We start from the raw sequence: 20,645 nt of genomic DNA, 5'->3' as shown, positions 1-20,645 counted from the left end.
GACGAAACATGCTTCAGGATCAAGACCGCATCTTCAACAACATCTACGGCCTCTTCGACAAGTCGCTGGCCGGCGCCATGGCGCGCGGCGCTTGGGACAACACGCCCGGCATCATCGCCAAGGGCCGCGAATGGATCGTCAACGAAATGAAGGCGTCGGGCCTGCGCGGGCGTGGCGGCGCCGGCTTCCCGACCGGGCTGAAATGGTCGTTCATGCCCAAGCAGAGCGACGGAAGGCCGAGCTATCTCGTTGTTAATGCCGACGAATCCGAGCCCGGCACGTGCAAGGACCGCGACATATTGCGCAACGATCCGCACACGCTGGTCGAGGGCTCGTTCATTGCCGGCTTCGCCATGGGCGCGGTCGCCGCCTACATCTATGTGCGCGGCGAGTTCGTCAGGGAGCGCGAGGCGCTGCAGCGCGCCATCGACGAGGCCTATGAGGCCAAGCTGATCGGCAAGAACAACACGTCCGGCTACGATTTCGACATCTATATGCATCACGGCGCCGGCGCCTACATCTGCGGCGAGGAGACAGCGCTGCTCGAAAGCCTCGAAGGCAAGAAGGGCCAGCCGCGGCTGAAGCCGCCATTCCCGGCCAATGTCGGCTTGTACGGTTGTCCGACAACCGTGAACAATGTCGAGTCGATCGCGGTGGCGCCGACCATTCTGCGCCGTGGTGCGGCCTGGTTCTCGTCCTTCGGCCGGCCCAACAATGTCGGCACCAAGCTGTTTTGCATCTCCGGTCACGTCAACAATCCGTGCACCGTCGAAGAGGCGATGTCGATCCCGTTCCGCGAGCTGATAGAGACGCATTGCGGCGGCATTCGCGGCGGCTGGGACAATCTGCTTGCGGTCATTCCGGGCGGCGCTTCGGTGCCGCTGGTGCCGGCCGAACAGATCATCGATGCGCCGATGGATTTCGACGCGCTGCGCGACCTGAAATCGGGCCTCGGCACAGCAGCTGTCATCGTCATGGACAAGTCGACCGATATCGTGAAAGCGATCGCGAGGCTTTCGTATTTCTACAAGCATGAGAGCTGCGGCCAGTGCACGCCGTGCCGCGAAGGCACCGGCTGGATGTGGCGGGTGATGGAACGGCTGGTGCGCGGCGAGGCGCAGAAGCGCGAGATCGACATGCTGCTCGACGTGACCAAGCAGGTCGAAGGCCATACGATCTGCGCGCTGGGCGATGCGGCGGCATGGCCGATCCAGGGCTTGATGCGGCATTTCCGCGGTGAGGTGGAGCGGCGCATCGACGAGTTTTCGCGCAACGCGCACCGGGCCGAGCCGGTGATGGTGGCAGCGGAATAGATGTGAAATACGGGCGTGAAGCCCGGGACTGACATATCGGGGCGGGGCAGACGAAGAAACGACCAGGAGATTTCTATGGCGCCGTATTCGAACCCTTTGATGCCCAAATTGGATGAACTTGAGAAAATGAACCGCGACCTGACCACAATGATGCCGAAGGAGATGGCCAGCGCCGTCAACCTTCTCGCGCATCCTGTGGCCGGTGCCGCCGCCATGTCGGCGCTGGGCTTCGGCCTTGCCAACCATGCCTTTGGCGTCTGGCTCGGCGCATGGTCGGGTGCTGTCGAGACATCGCAGCGGATTTTCCAGCCGATCATTGACGATTTCGAGCAGCGCGCCGAGCGTTATTCGGAGACAGCCCCCGCCACCAAGGCGCGCGCCGCGACCAAAACCCTGATCGCCGAGGCGCAGACTTTTGCGCAGGACGTGACCGATATTGCCGCTCGCACCGTCGATGCCGAGCCGGAGAAGGCAGATCCGGTTGCCGAAGACGCGACGACTGGGTTGATGCCGGAGGATTTCAGGCAGCCCAAGACCATTGCGCGCCCGTCCAAGCCGTCTGATCTCAAGGCGATAGCGGGCGTCGGGCCGAAGCTGGAAAAGGTGCTGAACGGCCTCGGCATCTGGACCTTTGCCCAGATCGCCGCATGGACGCCAGAAGAGATCGCCTGGGTCGAGGATTACCTGTCGCTCAAGGGCCGCGTCGGCCGCGACGAGTGGACCCGCCAGGCGGCGGCGCTGACGCTCGCCGCCAAGGCGAAGAGGTAGGGGGCAGGTATGGATGTCCACGACAGGAGCGATGTTCTCGATGTGCGCAATGCCTTCGCGAGCAACTCCAGATTTGACGATGTGAACCTGTCGAACACGCAGTTTCGCAACGTCAACCTGTCGGCCGTCCGGGTCGAAGACGCGAACCTCTCGAACGCGTTTTTCACCAATGTGAATATGAGCAATTTGAAGATAGAAAACGCTGAAGTCGCCGGCATGATGATCAATGGCATCAAGCTGAGCGATCTGTTTCAGGCATATGAGACGGCGCAGACCGCCGGGGGCAATTGATGGCAAAGCTCAAGGTCGACGGGAAAGAGATCACGGTACCCGACCACTATACGCTGCTGCAGGCGGCAGAGGACGCTGGCGCGGAAGTGCCGCGCTTCTGCTTCCATGAGCGGCTGTCGATCGCCGGCAATTGCCGCATGTGCCTGATCGAGGTGAAGGGCGGGCCGCCCAAGCCGCAGGCCTCCTGCGCCATGGGCGTGCGCGACCTGCGCCCCGGCCCGAATGGCGAGCCGCCGGAAATCTTCACCAACACGCCGATGGTCAAGAAGGCCCGGGAAGGCGTGATGGAGTTCCTGCTGATCAACCATCCGCTGGACTGCCCGATCTGCGACCAGGGCGGCGAGTGCGACCTGCAGGACCAGGCGATGGCCTTCGGCGTCGACTCCTCGCGCTATCACGAGAACAAGCGCGCGGTCGAAGACAAGTATATCGGCCCGCTGGTCAAGACGGTGATGAACCGCTGCATCCACTGCACGCGCTGCGTCCGCTTCACCACGGAAGTCGCCGGCATTTCCGAGCTCGGCCTGATCGGCCGCGGCGAGGACGCCGAGATCACCACCTATCTCGAAAGCGCGATGACCTCGGAGTTGCAGGGCAATGTCATCGATCTCTGCCCGGTCGGCGCGCTGACCTCGAAGCCTTTCGCCTTCCAGGCGCGGCCGTGGGAGCTGACCAAGACCGAATCCATCGACGTCATGGACGCCGTCGGCTCGGCGATCCGCGTTGATAGCCGCGGCCGCGAAGTGATGCGCATCCTGCCGCGCGTCAACGAAGCGGTGAACGAGGAGTGGATTTCCGACAAGACCCGCTTCATCTGGGATGGGCTGCGCACGCAGCGCCTCGACCGCCCCTATGTGCGCAAGGACGGCAAGCTTGCTCCCGCCAGCTGGGCCGAGGCCTTCGCGGCGATCAAGGATGCGGTGTCGAAGGCTGCGCCGGAGAAGATCGGCGCCATTGCCGGCGATCTCGCGGCGGTTGAGGAAATCTACGCGCTGAAGCAGCTCATGGCTTCGCTGGGCTCAAAGAACACCGACTGCCGCCAGGATGGCGCCGCACTCGATCCGGCGCTCGGCCGCGCCAGCTACATCTTCAATCCGACCATCGAGGGCATCGAGCAGGCCGATGCGGTGCTGATCATCGGCGCCAATCCGCGCTTCGAGGCGTCGGTGCTCAACGCCCGCATTCGCAAGCGCTGGCGCATCGGCAATTTGCCGGTCGGCGTCATCGGCGAGGTTGGCGACACACGCTACGATTACGAACAGCTCGGCGCCGGCCCGGAATCGCTGAAGGATCTGGCCGACGGCAATGGCAAGTTCTTCCAGGTGCTGAAGAAGGCGACGCATCCGCTGATCATTGTCGGTCAGGGCGCGCTCGCGCGCGCCGACGGCGCTGCGGTCCTCGGCCAGGCAGCAAAGCTCGCCGCGGCGGTCAACGCCGCCCGTGCCGACTGGAACGGCTTTGCCGTGCTGCACAATGCGGCTGCACGTGTCGGCGGCCTCGATGTCGGCTTCGTGCCGGGCGAGGGCGGCAAGAATGTCGCCGGCATGCTCGGCGACAGCGACGTGCTGTTCCTGCTCGGCGCCGACGAGATCGATATGGGCAAGACCGGCGGCGCCTTCGTTGTCTATATCGGCACCCATGGCGACGCCGGCGCGCACCGCGCCAACGTCATCCTGCCGGGCGCTGCCTACACCGAAAAGTCGGGCACCTATGTCAACACCGAGGGACGCGTGCAGCAGACCAACCGCGCCGGCTTCGCGCCGGGCGATGCGCGCGAGGACTGGGCGATTCTCAGGGCACTGTCGGATGTGCTCGGCAAAAAGCTGCCGTTCGATTCGCTGCAGCAGCTGCGCGCCAAGCTCTATGGCGAATACCCGCATCTCGCCCGCATCGATCATGTCGAGGCCGGTAACGCCGACGACATCGCCAAGGTGGCGAAGCTCGGCGGGCGGCTGAACAAGGGCACTTTCACCTCGCCGGTCACGGACTTCTATCTGACCAACCCGATCGCGCGGGCGTCGGCCGTAATGGCTGAGTGCTCGGCGCTGGCGAAAAACGGCTTCAGGCAGGCGGCAGAGTAGACATGGACACTTTCTTCTCCTTCTACGTGCTGCCGACGCTGATCATCCTCTTGAAGTCGGTCGTGCTGATCGTCGTTTTGCTGATCGGGGTCGCCTACCTGCTTTACGCCGACCGCAAGATCTGGGCGGCGGTGCAACTGCGCCGCGGCCCGAACGTCGTCGGCCCATGGGGCACGCTGCAGGCTTTCGCCGATCTGTTGAAGTTCGTCTTCAAGGAGCCGGTCATTCCATCCGGCGCCAACAAGGGCGTGTTCCTGCTGGCGCCGCTGGTGTCGGCGGTGCTGGCGATCTCTGCCTGGGCGGTTATTCCCGTCCATGCCGGCTGGGCAATCGCCAACATCAATGTCGGCATCCTCTACGTCTTCGCTATCTCCTCGCTCGAGGTCTATGGCGTCATCATGGGCGGCTGGGCGTCCAATTCGAAATACCCGTTCCTCGGTGCGCTGCGCTCAGCGGCGCAGATGGTGTCCTACGAAGTCTCGATCGGCTTCGTCATCGTCACCGTGCTGCTTTGCGTCGGCTCGCTCAACCTGTCCGACATCGTGATGTCGCAGCAGGACGGGCTGGGCACCAGGCTTGGTCTGCCCAACAGCTTCCTCGACTGGCACTGGCTGGCGCTGTTCCCGATGTTCGTCATCTTTTTCATCTCGGCGCTGGCCGAGACGAACCGCCCACCCTTCGATCTCGTGGAAGCCGAATCCGAACTCGTCGCCGGCCACATGGTCGAATATTCCTCGACGCCGTTCCTGTTGTTCTTCCTCGGCGAATATGTCGCCGTGGTGCTGATGTGCGCGCTGGCCACCATCCTGTTCCTCGGCGGCTGGCTGCCGCCCTTCGACTTCGCGCCGTTCACCTGGGTGCCCGGCGTGATCTGGTTCGTGCTCAAGATCTGCCTGATGTTCTTCATGTTCTCGATGGTGAAGGCCTTTGTGCCGCGCTACCGCTACGACCAGCTGATGCGCCTGGGCTGGAAAGTCTTCCTGCCGATTTCGCTGGCGATGGTGGTAATCGTCGCCGCCTTTCTCAAGATCACGGGGTTTGCGTGATGTCCGCTCTTGGCCAAGCCGCCAAATCGCTGCTGCTGCAGGATTTCGTCAGCGCCTTCTTCCTGTCGATGCGCCAGTTCTTCGCGCCGAAGGAGACGATCAACTATCCGCACGAGAAGGGGCCGGTGAGCCCGCGCTTCCGGGGCGAACATGCGCTGCGCCGCTATCCCAATGGCGAGGAACGCTGCATCGCCTGCAAGCTCTGCGAAGCGATCTGCCCGGCGCAGGCGATCACCATCGAGGCCGGCCCGCGCCGCAATGACGGCACGCGCCGTACCGTGCGCTACGACATCGACATGGTGAAGTGCATCTATTGCGGCTTCTGCCAGGAAGCCTGCCCGGTCGACGCCATCGTCGAGGGACCGAATTTCGAATTCGCGACGGAAACGCGCGAGGAGCTTTACTACGACAAGGATAGGCTGCTGGCGAATGGCGACCGGTGGGAGCGCGAACTGGCGCGCAACATCTCGCTGGACTCGCCCTACCGCTGACATTTGACGCATGGACGGGGCGAGGGGCCTCGTCTAAGGACAACGCAACTTGCCGGCCGGAGGCGGTCGCAAACATCGAACAGGACGGATGTCCTGTTTCGGACAGGAACCCGGGGGATCCCCAATGCTGAGTGGACTAGAGGCGGCCTTTTTCTACCTCTTCGCCTTTGTCGCGGTGGCGTCGGCGTTCATGGTCATTTCGGCGCGTAACCCTGTGCATTCCGTGCTGTTCCTGATCCTGACCTTCTTCAACGCCGCCGGCCTGTTCATGCTGACCGGCGCCGAGTTCCTGGCGATGATCCTGCTTGTCGTCTATGTCGGCGCCGTGATGGTGCTGTTCCTGTTCGTCGTCATGATGCTCGATGTCGACTTCGCCGAGATGAAGGAGGGCGCTCTGCAATATGCGCCGATCGGCGCGATGGTCGGGCTGATCCTGGCGGCGGAGCTGATCGTGGTGCTTGGCGGTTACACATTCGTGCCGCAGCTGGCGTCGACGGTCTCAAAGCCGATCCCGGACCTCGCCGCGCGGACCAACACCGCCGCCCTCGGCGACATCCTCTATACCGACTACCTCTACTACTTCCAGATTTCGGGCCTCATCCTGCTGGTCGCCATGATCGGCGCGATTGTCTTGACGCTGCGCCACAAGGAAGGGGTCAAGCGGCAGTCGATCGCAGCCCAGGTTGGCCGCACGCCGGCGACGGGCATGGAAATCCGCAAGGTCAAGTCGGGCGAGGGGCTCTGAGATGGTCGTCGGCATCGCACATTACCTCACCGTATCGGCGATCCTGTTCACGCTCGGCGTGTTCGGCATCTTCCTGAACCGCCGCAACATCATCGTCATCCTGATGTCGATCGAGTTGATCCTTTTGGCCGTCAACATCAATTTCGTCGCCTTCTCGGCCGCACTCGGCGATCTCGTCGGACAGGTGTTTGCGCTGTTCGTGCTGACGGTCGCGGCCGCTGAAGCGGCCATCGGTCTTGCCATTCTTGTCGTCTTCTTCCGCAACCGCGGCTCGATCGCGGTCGAAGACGTGAACCAGATGAAGGGTTGACGAGGCAGTTATGTATCAAGCGATCGTCTTCCTTCCGCTGCTGGGCTTCCTGATTGTCGGCCTGTTCGGCAATTCGCTCGGCGCCAAGGCATCGGAATACATCACCTCTGGCTTCCTGGTGATTTCGGCCGTGCTGTCCTGGGTCGCCTTCTTCTCCGTCGGCTTCGGCGAGGGCGAGGTGTTCACCGTGCCGGTGCTGCGCTGGATCCAGTCGGGCGGGCTGGACGCCTCCTGGGCGCTCAGGATCGACACGCTGACGGTGGTGATGCTGGTGGTGGTCAACACCGTGTCGGCGCTGGTTCACATCTATTCGATCGGCTACATGCACCACGACCCGAACCGGCCGCGCTTCTTTGCCTATCTGTCGCTGTTCACCTTCGCCATGCTGATGCTGGTGACGGCCGACAATCTGGTGCAGATGTTCTTCGGCTGGGAGGGCGTCGGTCTCGCTTCCTATCTGCTGATCGGTTTCTGGTACAAGAAGCCGTCGGCCAATGCCGCGGCCATCAAGGCCTTCGTCGTCAACCGCGTCGGCGATTTCGGCTTCGCGCTGGGCATCTTTGGCGTCTTCGTGCTGTTCGGCTCGGTCAATCTGGGCACCATCTTCGCCAATGCCGCGACGTTCATTCCGGCCGAAGGCGCTGAGCACGGTGCTGCCGTTCTCACCTTCCTTGGCTACGCGCTCGACAAGCACTCGGCCATGACCATTGTCTGTCTGCTACTGTTCATGGGCGCTATGGGCAAGTCGGCGCAAGTGCCGCTGCACACCTGGCTGCCGGACGCCATGGAAGGCCCGACGCCGGTCTCCGCCCTCATCCATGCCGCCACCATGGTCACGGCCGGCGTGTTCATGCTGGCGCGCCTGTCGCCGCTGTTCGAGCTGTCGCATTCGGCGCTGACGGTGGTCACCTTCATCGGCGCCTTCACCGCCTTCTTCGCGGCGACCGTTGGCCTGGTGCAGAACGACATCAAGCGCGTCATCGCCTATTCGACCTGCTCGCAGCTCGGCTACATGTTCGTCGCGCTCGGCGTCGGCGCTTATGGCGCCGCCATCTTCCACTTGTTCACGCACGCCTTCTTCAAGGCGCTGCTGTTCCTCGGTTCGGGCTCGGTCATCCATGCCGTCTCCGACGAGCAGGACATGCGCAAGATGGGTGGCCTGCGGACGCTCATTCCGAAGACCTACTGGATGATGGTGATCGGCACGCTGGCGCTGACCGGCGTCGGCATTCCGGTGACCGTTATCGGCACCGCCGGCTTCTTCTCCAAGGACGCCATCATCGAGGCTGCCCTTGCCGGGCACAATTCGGTCGCCGGCCTCGCCTTCATCCTGCTGGTCATCGCCGCCTGCTTCACCTCGTTCTACTCCTGGCGGCTGATCTTCATGACCTTCCACGGCGAGCCGCGGGCGAGCCACGACGTCATGCACCACGTCCATGAATCGCCGCCGGTGATGCTGGTGCCGCTGTTCATCCTGGCCGCGGGCGCGCTGTTTGCCGGCATCATCTTCCACAACGCCTTCATCGGCGAGGGCTATGCCGAGTTCTGGAAGGCGTCGCTGTTCACCCTGCCGGACAACCACATCCTGCACGATATCCACGAATTGCCGCTGTGGGTCGAGCTGGCACCGTTCGTCGCCATGGTCATCGGCTTTGCCGTCGCCTGGAAGTTCTACATACGCTCGCCGGAACTGCCCCGGAGTGTCGCCGCCAACCATCGCCTGCTCTATGCCTTCCTGCTCAACAAATGGTATTTCGACGAGCTCTACGACGTCCTGTTCGTGCGGCCGGCCAAGGCGCTGGGCAGGTTCCTGTGGAAGACCGGCGACGGCACCATCATTGACGGGCTCGGGCCGGACGGCGTTTCGGCGCGCGTCGTCGACGTCACCAACCGCGTCGTCAAGCTGCAGACCGGCTACCTCTATCACTACGCCTTCGCCATGCTGATCGGCGTGGCCGCACTCGTCACCTGGATGATGCTCTGATGACCGCCTGGCCAATCCTCTCGCTGGTCACCTTCCTGCCGCTGGTTGGTGTGCTGCTGATCCTGTTCATCCGGGACGACAGCGAAAACGCACGCCGCAACATCCGCGCCATCGCGTTCACAACGACGGCGGCCACCTTCATCATCTCGCTGTTCATCTGGACCGGCTTCGACAATTCGCAGGCCGGCTTCCAGTTCGTCGAGAAGTTCGCCTGGCTGGATTCCGGCATCTCCTACCATATGGGCGTCGACGGCATTTCGATGCTGTTCGTCATCCTGACGACGTTCCTGATGCCGCTCTGCATCCTGGCGTCTTGGGAAGCGATCGACAAGCGCGTCAAGGCCTACATGATCGCCTTCCTGCTCCTGGAAACGCTGATGATCGGCGTGTTCTGCGCGCTCGATATCGTGCTGTTCTACGTCTTCTTCGAAGCCGGCCTGATCCCGATGTTCATCATCATCGGCGTCTGGGGCGGCAAGCGCCGCGTCTATGCTTCGTTCAAGTTCTTCCTCTATACGCTGGCCGGCTCGGTGCTGATGCTGCTCGCCGTCATGGCGATGTTCTTCCAGTCCGGCACCACCGACATCCCGACGCTTTTGACCCACAATTTCCCGGCCAGCATGCAGACATGGCTATGGCTCGCCTTCTTCGCTTCTTTCGCCGTGAAGATGCCGATGTGGCCGGTGCACACCTGGCTGCCGGACGCGCACGTCGAGGCGCCGACGGCGGGCTCGGTGATCCTGGCCGCCATCCTGCTCAAAATGGGCGGATACGGTTTCCTGCGCTTCTCGCTGCCGATGTTCCCGCTGGCGTCGGAGATGTTTGCGCCACTGGTGTTCACGCTGTCGGTCGTCGCCATCATCTACACCTCGCTGGTGGCGCTGATGCAGGAGGACATGAAGAAGCTGATCGCCTATTCCTCGGTCGCCCATATGGGCTTCGTCACTATGGGCATCTTCGCCATGAACCAGGAAGGCGTGCAGGGCGCGATCTTCCAGATGCTGTCGCACGGTCTGGTGTCCGGCGCGCTGTTCCTGTGCGTCGGCGTCATCTATGACCGCATGCACACACGCGAGATCGACGCCTATGGCGGTCTGGTCAACAACATGCCGAAATACGCCACCGTGTTCATGGTCTTCACCATGGCCAATGTCGGCCTGCCCGGCACGTCAGGCTTCGTCGGCGAGTTCCTGACCATGCTCGGCGTGTTCAAGGTCAACACCTGGGTGGCGTTCTTCGCCGCCACCGGCGTTATCCTGTCGGCGGCCTACGCGCTCTGGCTCTATCGCCGGGTGATCTTCGGCGCGCTGACCAAGGAAAGCCTGAAGGGCCTGCTTGATCTCTCGACGCGCGAGAAGGCGATCATCTACCCGCTGGTCGTGCTGGTCATCTTCTTCGGCGTCTATCCCGCTCCCGTCTTCGATGCCACGGCCCAGTCGGTCAAGGCGCTCGTCACCAATGTCACCGCATCCATCGGCGCCGCGCAGACCGCGGCGGCGAACTGACCAGAGGTTTTGCGAACCATGACGCCGGACCTTTACTCCAGCCTTTCGCTCTCGACGCCGGAGCTGATCCTCGCCATCGGCGCGCTGGCGCTGTTGATGGTCGGCGCCTATTCGCGCGCCAACACCGTCAACGTGGTGACCGGCCTTGCCGTCGCCGTGCTGGTGGTATCGGGCCTATGGTTGGTCTTTTCCACGGGGCAGGGCGCAGCCTACGGCAACGCCTTTGTCCAGGATCCGTTTTCCCGCTTCATGAAGGTGCTGTCACTGATCGGTTCGGCGGTGACGCTGATGATGTCGATGCGCTTTGCCAAGCAGGAGCATTTCGACAAGTTCGAATACCCGGTGCTGATCCTGCTCTGCACGCTCGGCATGATGCTGATGATCTCGGCCAACGGCATGATCGGGCTCTATCTCGGCCTCGAACTGCAATCGCTGGCGATCTATGTGCTGGCGGCGATCAACCGCGACAATCTGCGCTCGACCGAGGCCGGCCTGAAGTACTTCGTGCTCGGCGCGCTGTCGTCGGGCATGCTGCTCTATGGCATCAGCTTGGTCTACGGCTACACCGGCAATGTCGGCTTCCAGGAAATCGCCTCGGCCTTGGGCAGCGGCGAGCGCCAGCTTGGCCTCGTCGTCGGCCTGGTCTTCGTGCTGGCCGGCCTTGCCTTCAAGATTTCGGCGGTGCCGTTCCATATGTGGACGCCCGACGTTTATGAGGGCGCACCGACGCCGGTCACGGCGTTCCTGGCGGCAGCCCCCAAGATGGCGGCGATGGCGCTGATCGTGCGCGTCACCATGGGCGCGTTCAAGCCGATCGCTTCCGACTGGCAGCAGATCGTCGTCTTCATCTCGATCGCCTCGATGGCGCTCGGCGCCTTTGCCGCCATCGGCCAGACCAACATCAAGCGACTGATGGCGTACTCCTCGATCGGCCATATGGGCTATGCGCTGGTCGGTCTTGCCGCCAACAGCGAGGCCGGTGTGCGCGGCGTCGCCATCTACATGCTGATCTATCTGGTGATGACGCTCGGCACTTTCGCCTTCATCCTCGCCATGCGGCGCAAGGAAGGCAATGTCGAGCAGATCAGCGATCTCGCCGGTCTCTCGTCGACCAACCCGATCATGGCGACGATCCTGACCATATTGATGTTCTCGCTGGCCGGCATCCCGCCGCTCGCCGGCTTCTGGGGGAAGTGGTACGTCTTCCTCGCCGCCATCAACGCCAATCTTTACGCGCTGGCGATCATCGGCGTGCTGGCTTCGGTGGTGGGCGCCTATTACTATCTGCGCATCATCAAGATCATGTGGTTCGACGAACCGGCCGGCGGCTTCGTGCCGATGGCCAGTGAACTGCGCCTCGTGCTCGGCGTTTCCGGCGCCTTCGTGCTGTTCTACGTGCTGATCGGCGGTCCGATCGCGACCTACGCCGAAGCCGCCGCCAAGACATTTTTCTGAGCGGGATGGCATTTCGGCTGGCTCCAACCTCTGAGACGGAAGGGTTCCGGCTCGAGGCCCATGACAGTATCGGCTCCACCAACACGGTGGCGCTGGACCATGCCAGGGCAGGCGACCCCGGCAAATTGTGGGTCGTTTCCAGAAAGCAGGAAAGCGGGCGCGGCCGGCGTGGCCGTGCCTGGGTGTCGCCCGAAGGCAATCTGGCCGCGACTTTGCTCGTCATCACCGGCGGTGAGTTGCGTCTAGCGGCGACACTCGGTTTCGTCGCCGGCCTGTCGCTGGCGGACGCGCTCGATGCCGTCGTGCCGAAGGGCAGGATCGCTATCGGCCTCGACGGCGGAAGCGACGGCAAGAACCGTTTCGAGTTGAAATGGCCGAACGATGTGCTGGCCTCCGGCGCCAAGCTTGCCGGCATCCTGCTGGAATCGGCCATTCTCGACGGTGGCCGCTTCGCGGTGGCGGTCGGCATCGGCGTCAATGTGGTGGCGCATCCCACTGATATGCCGTATCCGGCGACGTCGCTGCAGGCGCTTGGCGCGACATGCGATGCCGAAACGCTGTTTTTGGCGCTGTCGGATGCGTGGACCGACAATGCCAGGCTGTGGGACGAAGGACGCGGGCTCGATGCCATCCGGCGGCGCTGGCTGGCGCGTGCGGCGGGGCTCGGCGGCGAGGTTGCTGTCAGGATTGACGGGAATGTGGTGCGCGGTACCTTCGAGACCATTGACGCGGACTGCCGTTTCGTGATCCGCGATGACGAGGGGTCGGTTGTGACGGTAGCCGCCGGCGACGTGCATTTCGGCGCGGTCGCGTCGGCAAGAGTCTGATTGTTGTGCGCAATTCCTGTGGGAAAACCGTTACACACTTTTCCTGGAATTGCTTAAGGGGCTGGCCGCAAGGGCCGGGAAGGGAAAATTGATGGCGAAAGCGCAAAACGCCGAACTCGTCTTCGTGCCGCTCGGCGGCGTCGGCGAGATCGGCATGAACTTCGCCCTTTACGGCTACGGCCCGCCCAGTGCGCGCGAGTGGATCGTCGTCGATGTCGGCGTGACCTTTCCCGATGCGGCGCATCCGGGCGTCGACCTGATCCTGCCTGATACGCGCTTCATCGAGGAGAACCTCGCCGGCCTGCGCGGCATCATCATCACCCATGCGCATGAAGACCATTACGGCGCGCTGCTCGACACCTGGCCAAAACTGAAGGCACCGGTGTGGATGACGCCGTTCAGCGCCGGCCTGCTGGACGCCAAGCGCCAGGGCGAGCAGGGCGCGCCGAAAATCCCGGTGACGATCTACCGGGCAGGCGAAAAGTTCACCGTCGGTCCGTTCGAAATAGAGGCCATTCCGGTGGCGCATTCGATCCCCGAGCCGATGTCGCTGGCGATTACCTCGCCGGCCGGCACGGTTATCCATACCGGCGACTGGAAGATCGATCCGGAGCCGACGATCGGTCCCAAAACCGACGAGGCTCGTTTCCGCGCTTATGGCGACAAGGGCGTGCTGGCGCTGATCTGCGATTCCACCAATGCGTTGCGGGAAGGCGAATCGCCGTCGGAAGTGGCGGTCGGTGAGGGGCTGAGGGGCGTCATCCAGAGCGCCGTCGGCCGCGTGGCGGTCACCACCTTCTCCTCCAATGTCGGGCGCATCGTCTCGATCGCCAAGGCGGCGCGCGATGCCGGCCGGCAGTGCCTGGTGCTCGGACGCTCGCTGAAGCGCGTCATCGATGTCGCCGGTGAACTCGGCTACATGGACGGGTTGCCGGAATTCATCGCCGAGGAGGATTTCGGTTTCATCCCGCGCGAAAACCTGGTCATCATCTGCACCGGCAGCCAGGGCGAGCCGCTGGCTGCACTGGCCAAACTCTCGCGCGAAGAGATGAAATCGGTGTCTCTGACGGCAGGCGACACCGTGGTGTTTTCCTCGCGCACCATTCCCGGCAATGAGAAGGCGATCCTCGAGATCAAGAACCGCCTGATCGACCTCGGCATCAAGATCATCGAGGACGGCGACGCGCTGGTGCATGTCTCCGGCCATCCGCGCCGCAGCGAATTGCGCAAGATGTATGAGTGGGTGCGGCCGCAAATCGGCGTTCCCGTGCATGGCGAGGCCGCGCATCTGGTGGCACAGGGGTCGCTGATGTCGACCTCCGGCATCGGCCAGGTGGCGCAGGTGCGCGACGGCGACATGCTGCGGCTCGCTCCCGGTCCCGCCACCATCATCGACCAGGTGCCGTTCGGCCGCATCTACAAGGATGGCCGCCTGATCGGCACCGACCAGGCGATGGGCATACGCGACCGGCGCAAGCTGTCGTTCGCCGGCCATGTCGCGGTCAATGTCGTGCTCGACGACAAATATGAGCTGGCCGGCGATCCCGATCTGGTCGCCATCGGCGTCGCCGAGGCGGATGCCCGTGGCGAGAACATGGAAGATCTGATGCTCGACGCGGCCGTCGGCGCGGTGGACTCCATCCCGCGCCAGCGCCGCAGGGACCTCGATCTGGTGCAGGAAGCGGTGCGTCGCGCCGTGCGCGGCGCCGCCAACGAAGCCTGGGGCAAGAAGCCGCTGGTGACGGTGTTTGTCACGCGTTAGAGCGTTTCACCGTTTCACGGAAACGGCGAACCCGCTCTATCTCTTTGTTTTGACGCAATTCCGGACGGAAAACCGCACACACTTTTCCTGGAATAGCTCTAGGGCGACGCCATCCGCTGGAGTTCAGCTGGTGGCGGGAAGCCAGCGAAACGTCCCGTCCACCTGCTCGATGTGTCCGAGACCCGGAAACGGCATATGATAGCCGGCGACAAGCAGCGGATGGTCGGCGGCCATTTTCAACAGGCGCTTGCGGGTCTCGACGGCCTGCTCCTTCTCGTCGTCGAGGTCGGCATGCCACTCAGGGCGCTGGATCGACACGACAGAGTGCAGGAAGGCGTCCGACCAGACGAGCAATTGCTGTCCGTCGCTTTCGACGTGGAACGCCAGCAGTCCCGGCGAATGGCCGGCGGCGTCGATGGCGGTGATGCCCGCACAACCTCGTCTCCGGGTGCTACGAATGTCGCGCGGTCGGCAAGGCCGGCGCAGACACGCAGGAACAGGTCGCGATTGCTCAGCCTGGCTTCGCGCACCGCATCGGCCTCGGTCCAGAAGACGAATTCTGCCGCACCGAACACGTAGCGCGCCCGGCTGAAGACGGCTTCGCCGTTGTGGACGAGGCCCCCGATGTGGTCGGGGTGGCCATGCGTGATGACCACCAAATCGATGTCGCCGGGCTGGAGCCCAAGGTCTTGCAGGCATTGCAGGAGTGAGCTGTCGGCATCGCCGAATCCGGTGTCGAACAGGATCTTTTCGGCGCCGGTGTCGACCAGTGTCGGGATGAAGCAATGCTCGTAGCGGTTGGGATCGAATGAAGTTCGAGAGGGCGAGTTCCCGCACCGCGTCCGGCGATTTCCCGGGGGCGAAGGCAGCCGCCAGATTGTCGCGGAGATCGACGGCGTCGAGCAGGGCGGCAACCTTGAACGAGCCAAGATCGAAGCTGAAAACGCGGGAGCGGATATCGGGCATTGCCGTTTTTACTTCGCAGACATCGATTGGAACAGGGCGGCGGTTCACCAAGTGCGACCTTGCGCGCCTCGGCAAAGACTATTGATGCCGGCCGATTTGACGTAAGACGCCAGCATCGAAGCTGGAGGTTTCATGCTGGGACGCCTGAACCATATCGCGCTTGCCGTGCCGGATCTGGCCGCGGCGATTACCGCTTATCGTGATACGCTTGGCGCGAAGGTCACCGCGCCGCAGGCACTGCCGGAGCACGGCGTGACGGTGGTGTTCGTCGATGTCGGCAACACCAAGATCGAACTGCTGGAGCCGCTCGGCGACGGCTCGCCGATCGCGGCTTTCCTGGCGAAGAACCCCGCGGGCGGCATGCATCATGTCTGCTATGAGGTCGACGATATCCTTGCCGCGCGCGATCATCTCAAGGCGAGCGGCGCCCGCGTGCTGGGCGACGGCAATCCCAAAACCGGCGCCCACGGCAAGCCGGTGCTGTTCCTGCACCCCAAAGATTTCTTCGGCACGCTGGTAGAACTGGAGCAGGCATGAGCTGGATTTCGTTTGCCGCGCTGTTCTTCATCACATGGTGGCTGATGCTGTTCATCGTGCTGCCGTTCAGCGTGCATACGCAGGATGACGATCACGACGTGACGCTGGGCACGGTTGCCAGTGCCCCGCGCGGGCCGCATATGCTGCGCGCCGTGATCCGCACCACCATTGTCACGGCTGTCGTCATGGGCATTTTCTACGGGCTGACGCACGGGCTGGGTTACAGCCTCGGCGAAGTCCCGCACATCATCCCCGAAGCCAGCCAGGCACCGGCTAACTAAAACCTTTTCCCGCCGACAAAATCGGGCGGGCGGCATGCTGCTGTTTGTGCCTATTTTCGGAGCATCGAACTCCAGTTTCGGCGCACTCGGGCTGAGGTTAGCAACCCCGCATGCAAGCATAGCCATTCCTGATAGAATCGCGACCAGATCACGCCGGCGCAAGCTCATGTGATTTGGGAACGTGCAGATCTAACCAGATGATTGCGCAAAAAAAATGCAAGGCACAAGGCCTTGCAATTTAAACGCGTTCCGATCTGTTTTCCGGTTTCCGGCGGCAGCGGGTAACCGCGCCTAGATCGCATCCTCCCAAGACTTTGACCGCGTAGGAGAGCAGATTTTTCTCTACCCTCTCGGTTATCGGGGCACACTAGCCTAACCCCGATGAAATTGTCACGCAGAATTTTGCCCGCAAACGGGCAATCTGTGCTGCAGTGCACAATAGTGCGGCAGGCTTTGCTTGCGAAACGAACAACACCGGGGCTGCCGCATTAATGTGGCCAGGTGCGCTGCGTCGCTCAGACGCGCAAGGCGTGTGTCAGCACTTTGCAGCCAAGCCATCACTCTGCACCTGAGCAATTATCGTTTTCGGTTCGAAGATCTTTGGAAGAAGAATCGATTTTTGCGATTTCGGGCCGATGCGGCCGGTCGGGTTTCCATTCCGTCACGAAATAGCTATGAAGCCGGGGCAAGCAAGCCAGGCGCGCCGATTCCGGTGCAGCCTCCTCTCTCACGGACCTGTCCATGCGTTTGTCGCAGTTTTTCCTGCCCATCCTGAAAGAAAATCCGCGCGAGGCCGAGATCGTCTCGCACCGGCTGATGCTGCGTGCCGGAATGATCCGCCAGCAGGGGCAGGGCAGCTTTTCCTGGCTGCCGCTGGGCAAGCTGGTTCTGGACAAGGTCTGCCGCATCATCCGCGAGGAACAGAACCGCGCAGGCGCACTGGAAATCCTGATGCCGACCATCCAGTCGGCCGATCTGTGGCGCGAAAGCGGCCGCTATGACGACTATGGCAAGGAAATGCTGCGCATCAAGGACCGGCAGGACCGCGACATGCTCTATGGTCCGACCAATGAGGAAGTGGTTACCGAGATCGTGCGCGCCTACGTCAAGTCCTACAAGGATTTGCCGCTCAACCTCTACCACATCCAATGGAAGTTCCGCGACGAGGTGCGGCCGCGCTTCGGCGTCATGCGCTCGCGCGAATTCCTGATGAAGGACGCCTATTCCTTCGACCTCGATTTCGAGGGCGCCAAGGCAGCCTACAACAGGATGTTCGTCTCGTATCTGCGGACCTTCACACGCATGGGCCTGCAGGCGATTCCGATGCGGGCCGACACCGGGCCGATCGGCGGCGACCTCAGCCATGAATTCATCATCCTGGCCGACACCGGCGAGAGCCAGGTCTACTGCGACCGCGAGTATCTGTCGTTGAAAGTGCCCGGCGAAAACACCGACTTTGCCAATGACAGCGAGATCGCCGACATCGTCAAGACGTGGACGACGCCCTATGCCGCCACCGACGAGATGCATGACGAGGCGGCCTGGGACAAGCTCGGCGAAGCGGACCGGGTCTCGGCGCGCGGCATCGAGGTCGGCCACATCTTCCATTTCGGAGACAAATATTCGAAGCCGATGGGCGCCAAGGTGACCGGGCCCGACGGCAAGGATCATTTCGTCTCCGGCGGCTCCTACGGCATCGGCCCATCGCGCCTGGTGGCGGCGATCATCGAGGCCAGCCATGACGACAACGGCATCATCTGGCCTGAGGCGGTGGCGCCGTTCGACATCGGCCTGATCAACATGAAGGTGGGCGACGCCGACTGCGACCGCGTCTGCGGCGAGCTCTATGCCGCCTTCACCGGCGCCGGCAAGGACGTGCTCTACGACGACACCGACCAGCGTCCTGGCGGCAAGTTTGCCACCGCCGATCTTATCGGCCTGCCCTGGCAGGTGATCGTCGGACCGCGCGGCGTTGCCGCCGGCGAGATCGAGATCAAGAACCGCCGGACCGGCGAGCGCGAGACGCTGCCGGTCGCGGAGGCCAAGAAACGCTTCGGTGCAATCGCATGAGCGAGGCCGCGGCAACGAAGCCTTCGGTCGCCAAGTCGCCGATCGCCAAATCTCCGGTCGCTGGCCCGTTCTCCATGTTCGAACGCATGGTCGCCTGGCGCTATCTGCGGTCGCGCCGCAAGGAGACGGTGATCTCGGTCATCGCCTCGATCTCCTTCCTCGGCATCATGCTCGGTGTCGCCACGCTGATCGTCGTCATGGCGGTGATGAACGGATTCCGGGCTGAGCTTCTGACCCGCATCCTCGGCGTCAACGGTCATCTGATCGTGCAGCCGCTGGATTCGCCGCTTGAGGACTACGCGCAGGTTGCCGCCCGCATCAACGGCGTGGCCGGCGTCAAATACGCCATTCCGCTGATCGACGGCCAGGTGCTGGCGCAAGGCAATGTCGGCGGCGGCATGGGCGCGCTGGTGCGCGGCATACGCGCCGAAGACCTCGGCAAGATCGCCATCGTCGCCAACAACGTCAAGCAGGGTTCGCTCGCCGATTTCGACTCGGGCGAGGGCGTCGCCATCGGCAAGCGCATGGCCGAGAATCTCGGCCTCGTGCTCGGCGACACCATCACGCTGATCTCGCCGGAAGGCGATGTGACGCCGATGGGCACGACGCCGCGGATGAAGGGCTACAAGGTGGCGGCGATCTTCGAGGTCGGCATGTCGGAATATGACAGCTCCATCGTCTACATGCCGTTTTCCGAAGCGCAGCTCTATTTCAACATGGACGGCAGGGCGCAGACGATCGAGATCTATGTCGACAATCCCGACGATGTGGACGCGCTGAAACCGCTGGTCGATGCGGCGGCGCAGCGGCCAATCGACATGGTCGACTGGCGCCAGCGCAACGAGACGTTCTTTTCAGCACTTCAGGTCGAGCGCAACGTCATGTTCATGATCCTGACGCTGATCGTGCTGGTGGCGGCGCTCAACATCATCTCCGGCCTGATCATGCTGGTGAAGGACAAGGGCCACGACATCGCCATCCTGCGCACGATGGGCGCCTCGCGCGCCGCCATCCTGCGCATCTTCCTGATGACTGGCGCGGCGATCGGTGTGACCGGCACGCTCGCCGGCGTGCTGCTCGGGGTGCTGATCTGCACCAACATCGAATCCATCCGCCAGTTCTTCTCCTGGATGACCGGCAAGGTGCTGTTCAATCCGGAGCTCTATTTCCTCAGCCAGTTGCCGGCAAAGATGGACCCGCGCGAGACTATCTATGTCATCCTGATGGCGCTCGGCCTGTCCTTCCTGGCAACCGTGTTTCCGGCGTGGCGGGCCGCCCGTCTCGATCCGGTCGAGGCCTTGAGATACGAATGAAGTCCGAGATCATTATCGAGCTGAAGAGCGTCGAGCGGCACTATATCCAGGGGCCGCGCAAGCTCACCATTCTCAACGGCGCCGACTTTTCGCTGAAGCGCGGCGAGATGGTGGCGCTGGTGGCGCCATCGGGCACCGGCAAGTCGACGCTCTTGCACACTGCGGGCCTGCTCGAGCGCCCCGACGCCGGCGACGTCATTTTGGCCGGCCGCGCCTGCGGACGGCTGTCCGATGACGAACGCACCGCGATCCGCCGCAACGATGTCGGCTTCGTCTATCAGTTTCACCATTTGCTGCCGGAATTTTCGGCACTCGAAAACATCATGATGCCGCAGCTGATCAAGGGGCTCTCGCGCAAGGAGGCGTCGGAGCGCGCGGCGCAACTGCTCGACTACATGCAGATCGGCAAGCGCGCGTCGCACCGGCCGTCTGAACTGTCCGGCGGCGAGCAGCAGCGCGTCGCCATTGCCCGTGCTGTCGCCAATGCGCCATTACTGCTTTTGGCCGACGAGCCGACCGGCAATCTCGACCCCGTCACCGCCTCCTATGTCTTCGAGGCGCTGGGCGCGCTGGTCAGGCAATCCGGCCTTGCCGCGTTGATCGCCACCCACAATCACGAACTGGCCTCGCGCATGGATCGGCGGGTGACGCTGCACGAGGGTAAGGTCGTCCCGCTTTAGGGCATGGCAGTGGCTCAGGAGGCCTGCGGATGATCGCCTCCTTGGCGAGGTCCTTCAGAGCAAGCAAGATTGCCGAAGGCAGCGCCGCCCCTCATTGTCCTGCCGGACATTTCTCCCCGTATAGTGACGGGGAGAAACTGGCCTGCCGCGCCCTCGGCGCTTAATCTTGCAACGCCGGCGATTGGCGAAATCGTCGATGAGAGCGACCCCTCTCCCCGTC

19 protein-coding genes and 1 pseudogene are annotated in these 20,645 nt (G+C 63.0%); 18 read left to right on the top strand and 2 right to left on the bottom strand.

The window, feature by feature from the left end:
* Positions 1-8: 8 nt before the first annotated feature.
* The 13 genes from nuoF to JQK88_RS12885 all read left to right on the top strand — a co-directional run bounded on the left by nuoF (position 9) and on the right by JQK88_RS12885 (position 14,578).
* Positions 9-1,313: an NADH-quinone oxidoreductase subunit NuoF gene (nuoF, locus tag JQK88_RS12945; RefSeq protein WP_112565109.1), complete on the top strand. Its 1,305-nt coding sequence runs from the start codon at positions 9-11 to the stop codon at positions 1,311-1,313.
* A gap of 75 nt (positions 1,314-1,388) precedes the next feature.
* Positions 1,389-2,081 carry a helix-hairpin-helix domain-containing protein gene (locus JQK88_RS12940; protein WP_203278486.1) on the top strand — a complete coding sequence of 231 codons (693 nt, stop codon included), beginning with the start codon at positions 1,389-1,391 and terminating at the stop codon, positions 2,079-2,081.
* A 9-nt stretch (positions 2,082-2,090) separates the two neighbouring features.
* Positions 2,091-2,372 (top strand): pentapeptide repeat-containing protein, encoded by a 282-nt coding sequence (locus JQK88_RS12935; protein ID WP_203278485.1) that lies wholly within the window; start codon positions 2,091-2,093, stop codon positions 2,370-2,372.
* The gene (nuoG, locus tag JQK88_RS12930; RefSeq protein WP_203278484.1) at positions 2,372-4,453 is read left to right on the top strand and encodes an NADH-quinone oxidoreductase subunit NuoG; all 2,082 of its coding nucleotides are present in this window, start codon (positions 2,372-2,374) and stop codon (positions 4,451-4,453) included. Before JQK88_RS12935 ends, nuoG begins: the two co-directional genes overlap by 1 nt.
* 2 nt (positions 4,454-4,455) lie before the next feature.
* On the top strand, positions 4,456-5,499 hold the full coding sequence (nuoH, locus tag JQK88_RS12925) for an NADH-quinone oxidoreductase subunit NuoH (protein ID WP_203278483.1): 1,044 nt from the start codon (positions 4,456-4,458) through the stop codon (positions 5,497-5,499).
* Complete coding sequence (nuoI, locus tag JQK88_RS12920) at positions 5,499-5,990, top strand: NADH-quinone oxidoreductase subunit NuoI (RefSeq protein ID WP_181055889.1); 492 nt, start codon at positions 5,499-5,501, stop codon at positions 5,988-5,990. Before nuoH ends, nuoI begins: the two co-directional genes overlap by 1 nt.
* A gap of 124 nt (positions 5,991-6,114) precedes the next feature.
* Positions 6,115-6,735: an NADH-quinone oxidoreductase subunit J gene (locus JQK88_RS12915; protein WP_192257642.1), complete on the top strand. Its 621-nt coding sequence runs from the start codon at positions 6,115-6,117 to the stop codon at positions 6,733-6,735.
* Position 6,736: 1 nt separating this feature from the next.
* A complete protein-coding gene (gene nuoK / locus JQK88_RS12910) occupies positions 6,737-7,045 on the top strand; it encodes an NADH-quinone oxidoreductase subunit NuoK (RefSeq protein ID WP_023670810.1) in 309 nt (102 codons plus the stop codon).
* 10 nt (positions 7,046-7,055) lie between these two features.
* Positions 7,056-9,029 carry an NADH-quinone oxidoreductase subunit L gene (nuoL, locus tag JQK88_RS12905; protein ID WP_192257640.1) on the top strand — a complete coding sequence of 658 codons (1,974 nt, stop codon included), beginning with the start codon at positions 7,056-7,058 and terminating at the stop codon, positions 9,027-9,029.
* Positions 9,029-10,534 (top strand): NADH-quinone oxidoreductase subunit M, encoded by a 1,506-nt coding sequence (locus tag JQK88_RS12900; protein ID WP_192257639.1) that lies wholly within the window; start codon positions 9,029-9,031, stop codon positions 10,532-10,534. The genes nuoL and JQK88_RS12900 overlap by 1 nt, the downstream gene beginning before the upstream one ends.
* Before the next feature lie 18 nt (positions 10,535-10,552).
* Entirely contained in the window at positions 10,553-11,989 is a 1,437-nt protein-coding gene (gene nuoN, locus JQK88_RS12895; RefSeq protein ID WP_192257637.1) for an NADH-quinone oxidoreductase subunit NuoN, read from the top strand.
* 5 nt (positions 11,990-11,994) lie between these two features.
* Positions 11,995-12,816, top strand: a complete 822-nt coding sequence (locus JQK88_RS12890) for a biotin--[acetyl-CoA-carboxylase] ligase (protein ID WP_203278482.1) — start codon at positions 11,995-11,997, stop codon at positions 12,814-12,816.
* 91 nt (positions 12,817-12,907) lie between these two features.
* On the top strand, positions 12,908-14,578 hold the full coding sequence (locus JQK88_RS12885; protein ID WP_203278481.1) for a ribonuclease J: 1,671 nt from the start codon (positions 12,908-12,910) through the stop codon (positions 14,576-14,578).
* Positions 14,579-14,701: 123 nt separating this feature from the next.
* Here the strand turns inward: JQK88_RS12885 and JQK88_RS36060 are convergent, their stop codons facing one another.
* The gene (locus JQK88_RS36060) at positions 14,702-14,932 is read right to left on the bottom strand and encodes an MBL fold metallo-hydrolase (RefSeq protein ID WP_246749821.1); all 231 of its coding nucleotides are present in this window, start codon (positions 14,930-14,932) and stop codon (positions 14,702-14,704) included.
* Positions 14,933-15,246: 314 nt separating this feature from the next.
* Positions 15,247-15,492: pseudogene (locus JQK88_RS36055) on the bottom strand (hypothetical protein); the annotation flags it as partial.
* A gap of 184 nt (positions 15,493-15,676) precedes the next feature.
* Between JQK88_RS36055 and mce the strand changes: the two are divergent.
* The 5 genes from mce (at position 15,677) to JQK88_RS12855 (ending at position 20,425) form a co-directional block, all read left to right on the top strand.
* Positions 15,677-16,081 (top strand): methylmalonyl-CoA epimerase, encoded by a 405-nt coding sequence (gene mce / locus JQK88_RS12875; protein WP_203278480.1) that lies wholly within the window; start codon positions 15,677-15,679, stop codon positions 16,079-16,081.
* Complete coding sequence (locus JQK88_RS12870; RefSeq protein ID WP_203278479.1) at positions 16,078-16,362, top strand: DUF1467 family protein; 285 nt, start codon at positions 16,078-16,080, stop codon at positions 16,360-16,362. The genes mce and JQK88_RS12870 overlap by 4 nt, the downstream gene beginning before the upstream one ends.
* A gap of 741 nt (positions 16,363-17,103) precedes the next feature.
* Positions 17,104-18,432 (top strand): proline--tRNA ligase, encoded by a 1,329-nt coding sequence (gene proS, locus JQK88_RS12865; protein WP_192257628.1) that lies wholly within the window; start codon positions 17,104-17,106, stop codon positions 18,430-18,432.
* Positions 18,429-19,745: a lipoprotein-releasing ABC transporter permease subunit gene (locus JQK88_RS12860; protein ID WP_203278478.1), complete on the top strand. Its 1,317-nt coding sequence runs from the start codon at positions 18,429-18,431 to the stop codon at positions 19,743-19,745. The genes proS and JQK88_RS12860 overlap by 4 nt, the downstream gene beginning before the upstream one ends.
* Positions 19,742-20,425 (top strand): ABC transporter ATP-binding protein, encoded by a 684-nt coding sequence (locus JQK88_RS12855; protein WP_192257624.1) that lies wholly within the window; start codon positions 19,742-19,744, stop codon positions 20,423-20,425. Before JQK88_RS12860 ends, JQK88_RS12855 begins: the two co-directional genes overlap by 4 nt.
* The last annotated feature ends 220 nt before the right edge of the window (positions 20,426-20,645 follow it).

Origin of the sequence: Mesorhizobium caraganae (assembly GCF_016836705.1) — a bacterium.
Taxonomy (GTDB): Bacteria; Pseudomonadota; Alphaproteobacteria; order Rhizobiales; family Rhizobiaceae; genus Mesorhizobium; species Mesorhizobium caraganae.
Note: the sequence above shows the minus strand (reverse complement) of the source record. Positions and strands in the feature narration are given on the sequence as shown.

Excerpts from the sequence above, each read along its gene's own strand:
- JQK88_RS12860 (WP_203278478.1), top strand. The coding sequence starts at position 18,429 with ATGAGCGAGGCCGCGGCAACGAAGCCTTCGGTCGCCAAGTCGCCGATC.
- nuoF (WP_112565109.1), top strand. The coding sequence starts at position 9 with ATGCTTCAGGATCAAGACCGCATCTTCAACAACATCTACGGCCTCTTC.
- JQK88_RS12935 (WP_203278485.1), top strand. The coding sequence starts at position 2,091 with ATGGATGTCCACGACAGGAGCGATGTTCTCGATGTGCGCAATGCCTTC.
- nuoG (WP_203278484.1), top strand. The coding sequence starts at position 2,372 with ATGGCAAAGCTCAAGGTCGACGGGAAAGAGATCACGGTACCCGACCAC.
- nuoI (WP_181055889.1), top strand. The coding sequence starts at position 5,499 with ATGTCCGCTCTTGGCCAAGCCGCCAAATCGCTGCTGCTGCAGGATTTC.
- nuoN (WP_192257637.1), top strand. The coding sequence starts at position 10,553 with ATGACGCCGGACCTTTACTCCAGCCTTTCGCTCTCGACGCCGGAGCTG.
- JQK88_RS12940 (WP_203278486.1), top strand. The coding sequence starts at position 1,389 with ATGGCGCCGTATTCGAACCCTTTGATGCCCAAATTGGATGAACTTGAG.
- nuoL (WP_192257640.1), top strand. The coding sequence starts at position 7,056 with ATGTATCAAGCGATCGTCTTCCTTCCGCTGCTGGGCTTCCTGATTGTC.
- mce (WP_203278480.1), top strand. The coding sequence starts at position 15,677 with ATGCTGGGACGCCTGAACCATATCGCGCTTGCCGTGCCGGATCTGGCC.
- nuoH (WP_203278483.1), top strand. The coding sequence starts at position 4,456 with ATGGACACTTTCTTCTCCTTCTACGTGCTGCCGACGCTGATCATCCTC.
- JQK88_RS12890 (WP_203278482.1), top strand. The coding sequence starts at position 11,995 with ATGGCATTTCGGCTGGCTCCAACCTCTGAGACGGAAGGGTTCCGGCTC.
- nuoK (WP_023670810.1), top strand. The coding sequence starts at position 6,737 with ATGGTCGTCGGCATCGCACATTACCTCACCGTATCGGCGATCCTGTTC.
- JQK88_RS12855 (WP_192257624.1), top strand. The coding sequence starts at position 19,742 with ATGAAGTCCGAGATCATTATCGAGCTGAAGAGCGTCGAGCGGCACTAT.
- JQK88_RS12870 (WP_203278479.1), top strand. The coding sequence starts at position 16,078 with ATGAGCTGGATTTCGTTTGCCGCGCTGTTCTTCATCACATGGTGGCTG.
- JQK88_RS12915 (WP_192257642.1), top strand. The coding sequence starts at position 6,115 with ATGCTGAGTGGACTAGAGGCGGCCTTTTTCTACCTCTTCGCCTTTGTC.
- JQK88_RS12900 (WP_192257639.1), top strand. The coding sequence starts at position 9,029 with ATGACCGCCTGGCCAATCCTCTCGCTGGTCACCTTCCTGCCGCTGGTT.
- JQK88_RS12885 (WP_203278481.1), top strand. The coding sequence starts at position 12,908 with ATGGCGAAAGCGCAAAACGCCGAACTCGTCTTCGTGCCGCTCGGCGGC.
- proS (WP_192257628.1), top strand. The coding sequence starts at position 17,104 with ATGCGTTTGTCGCAGTTTTTCCTGCCCATCCTGAAAGAAAATCCGCGC.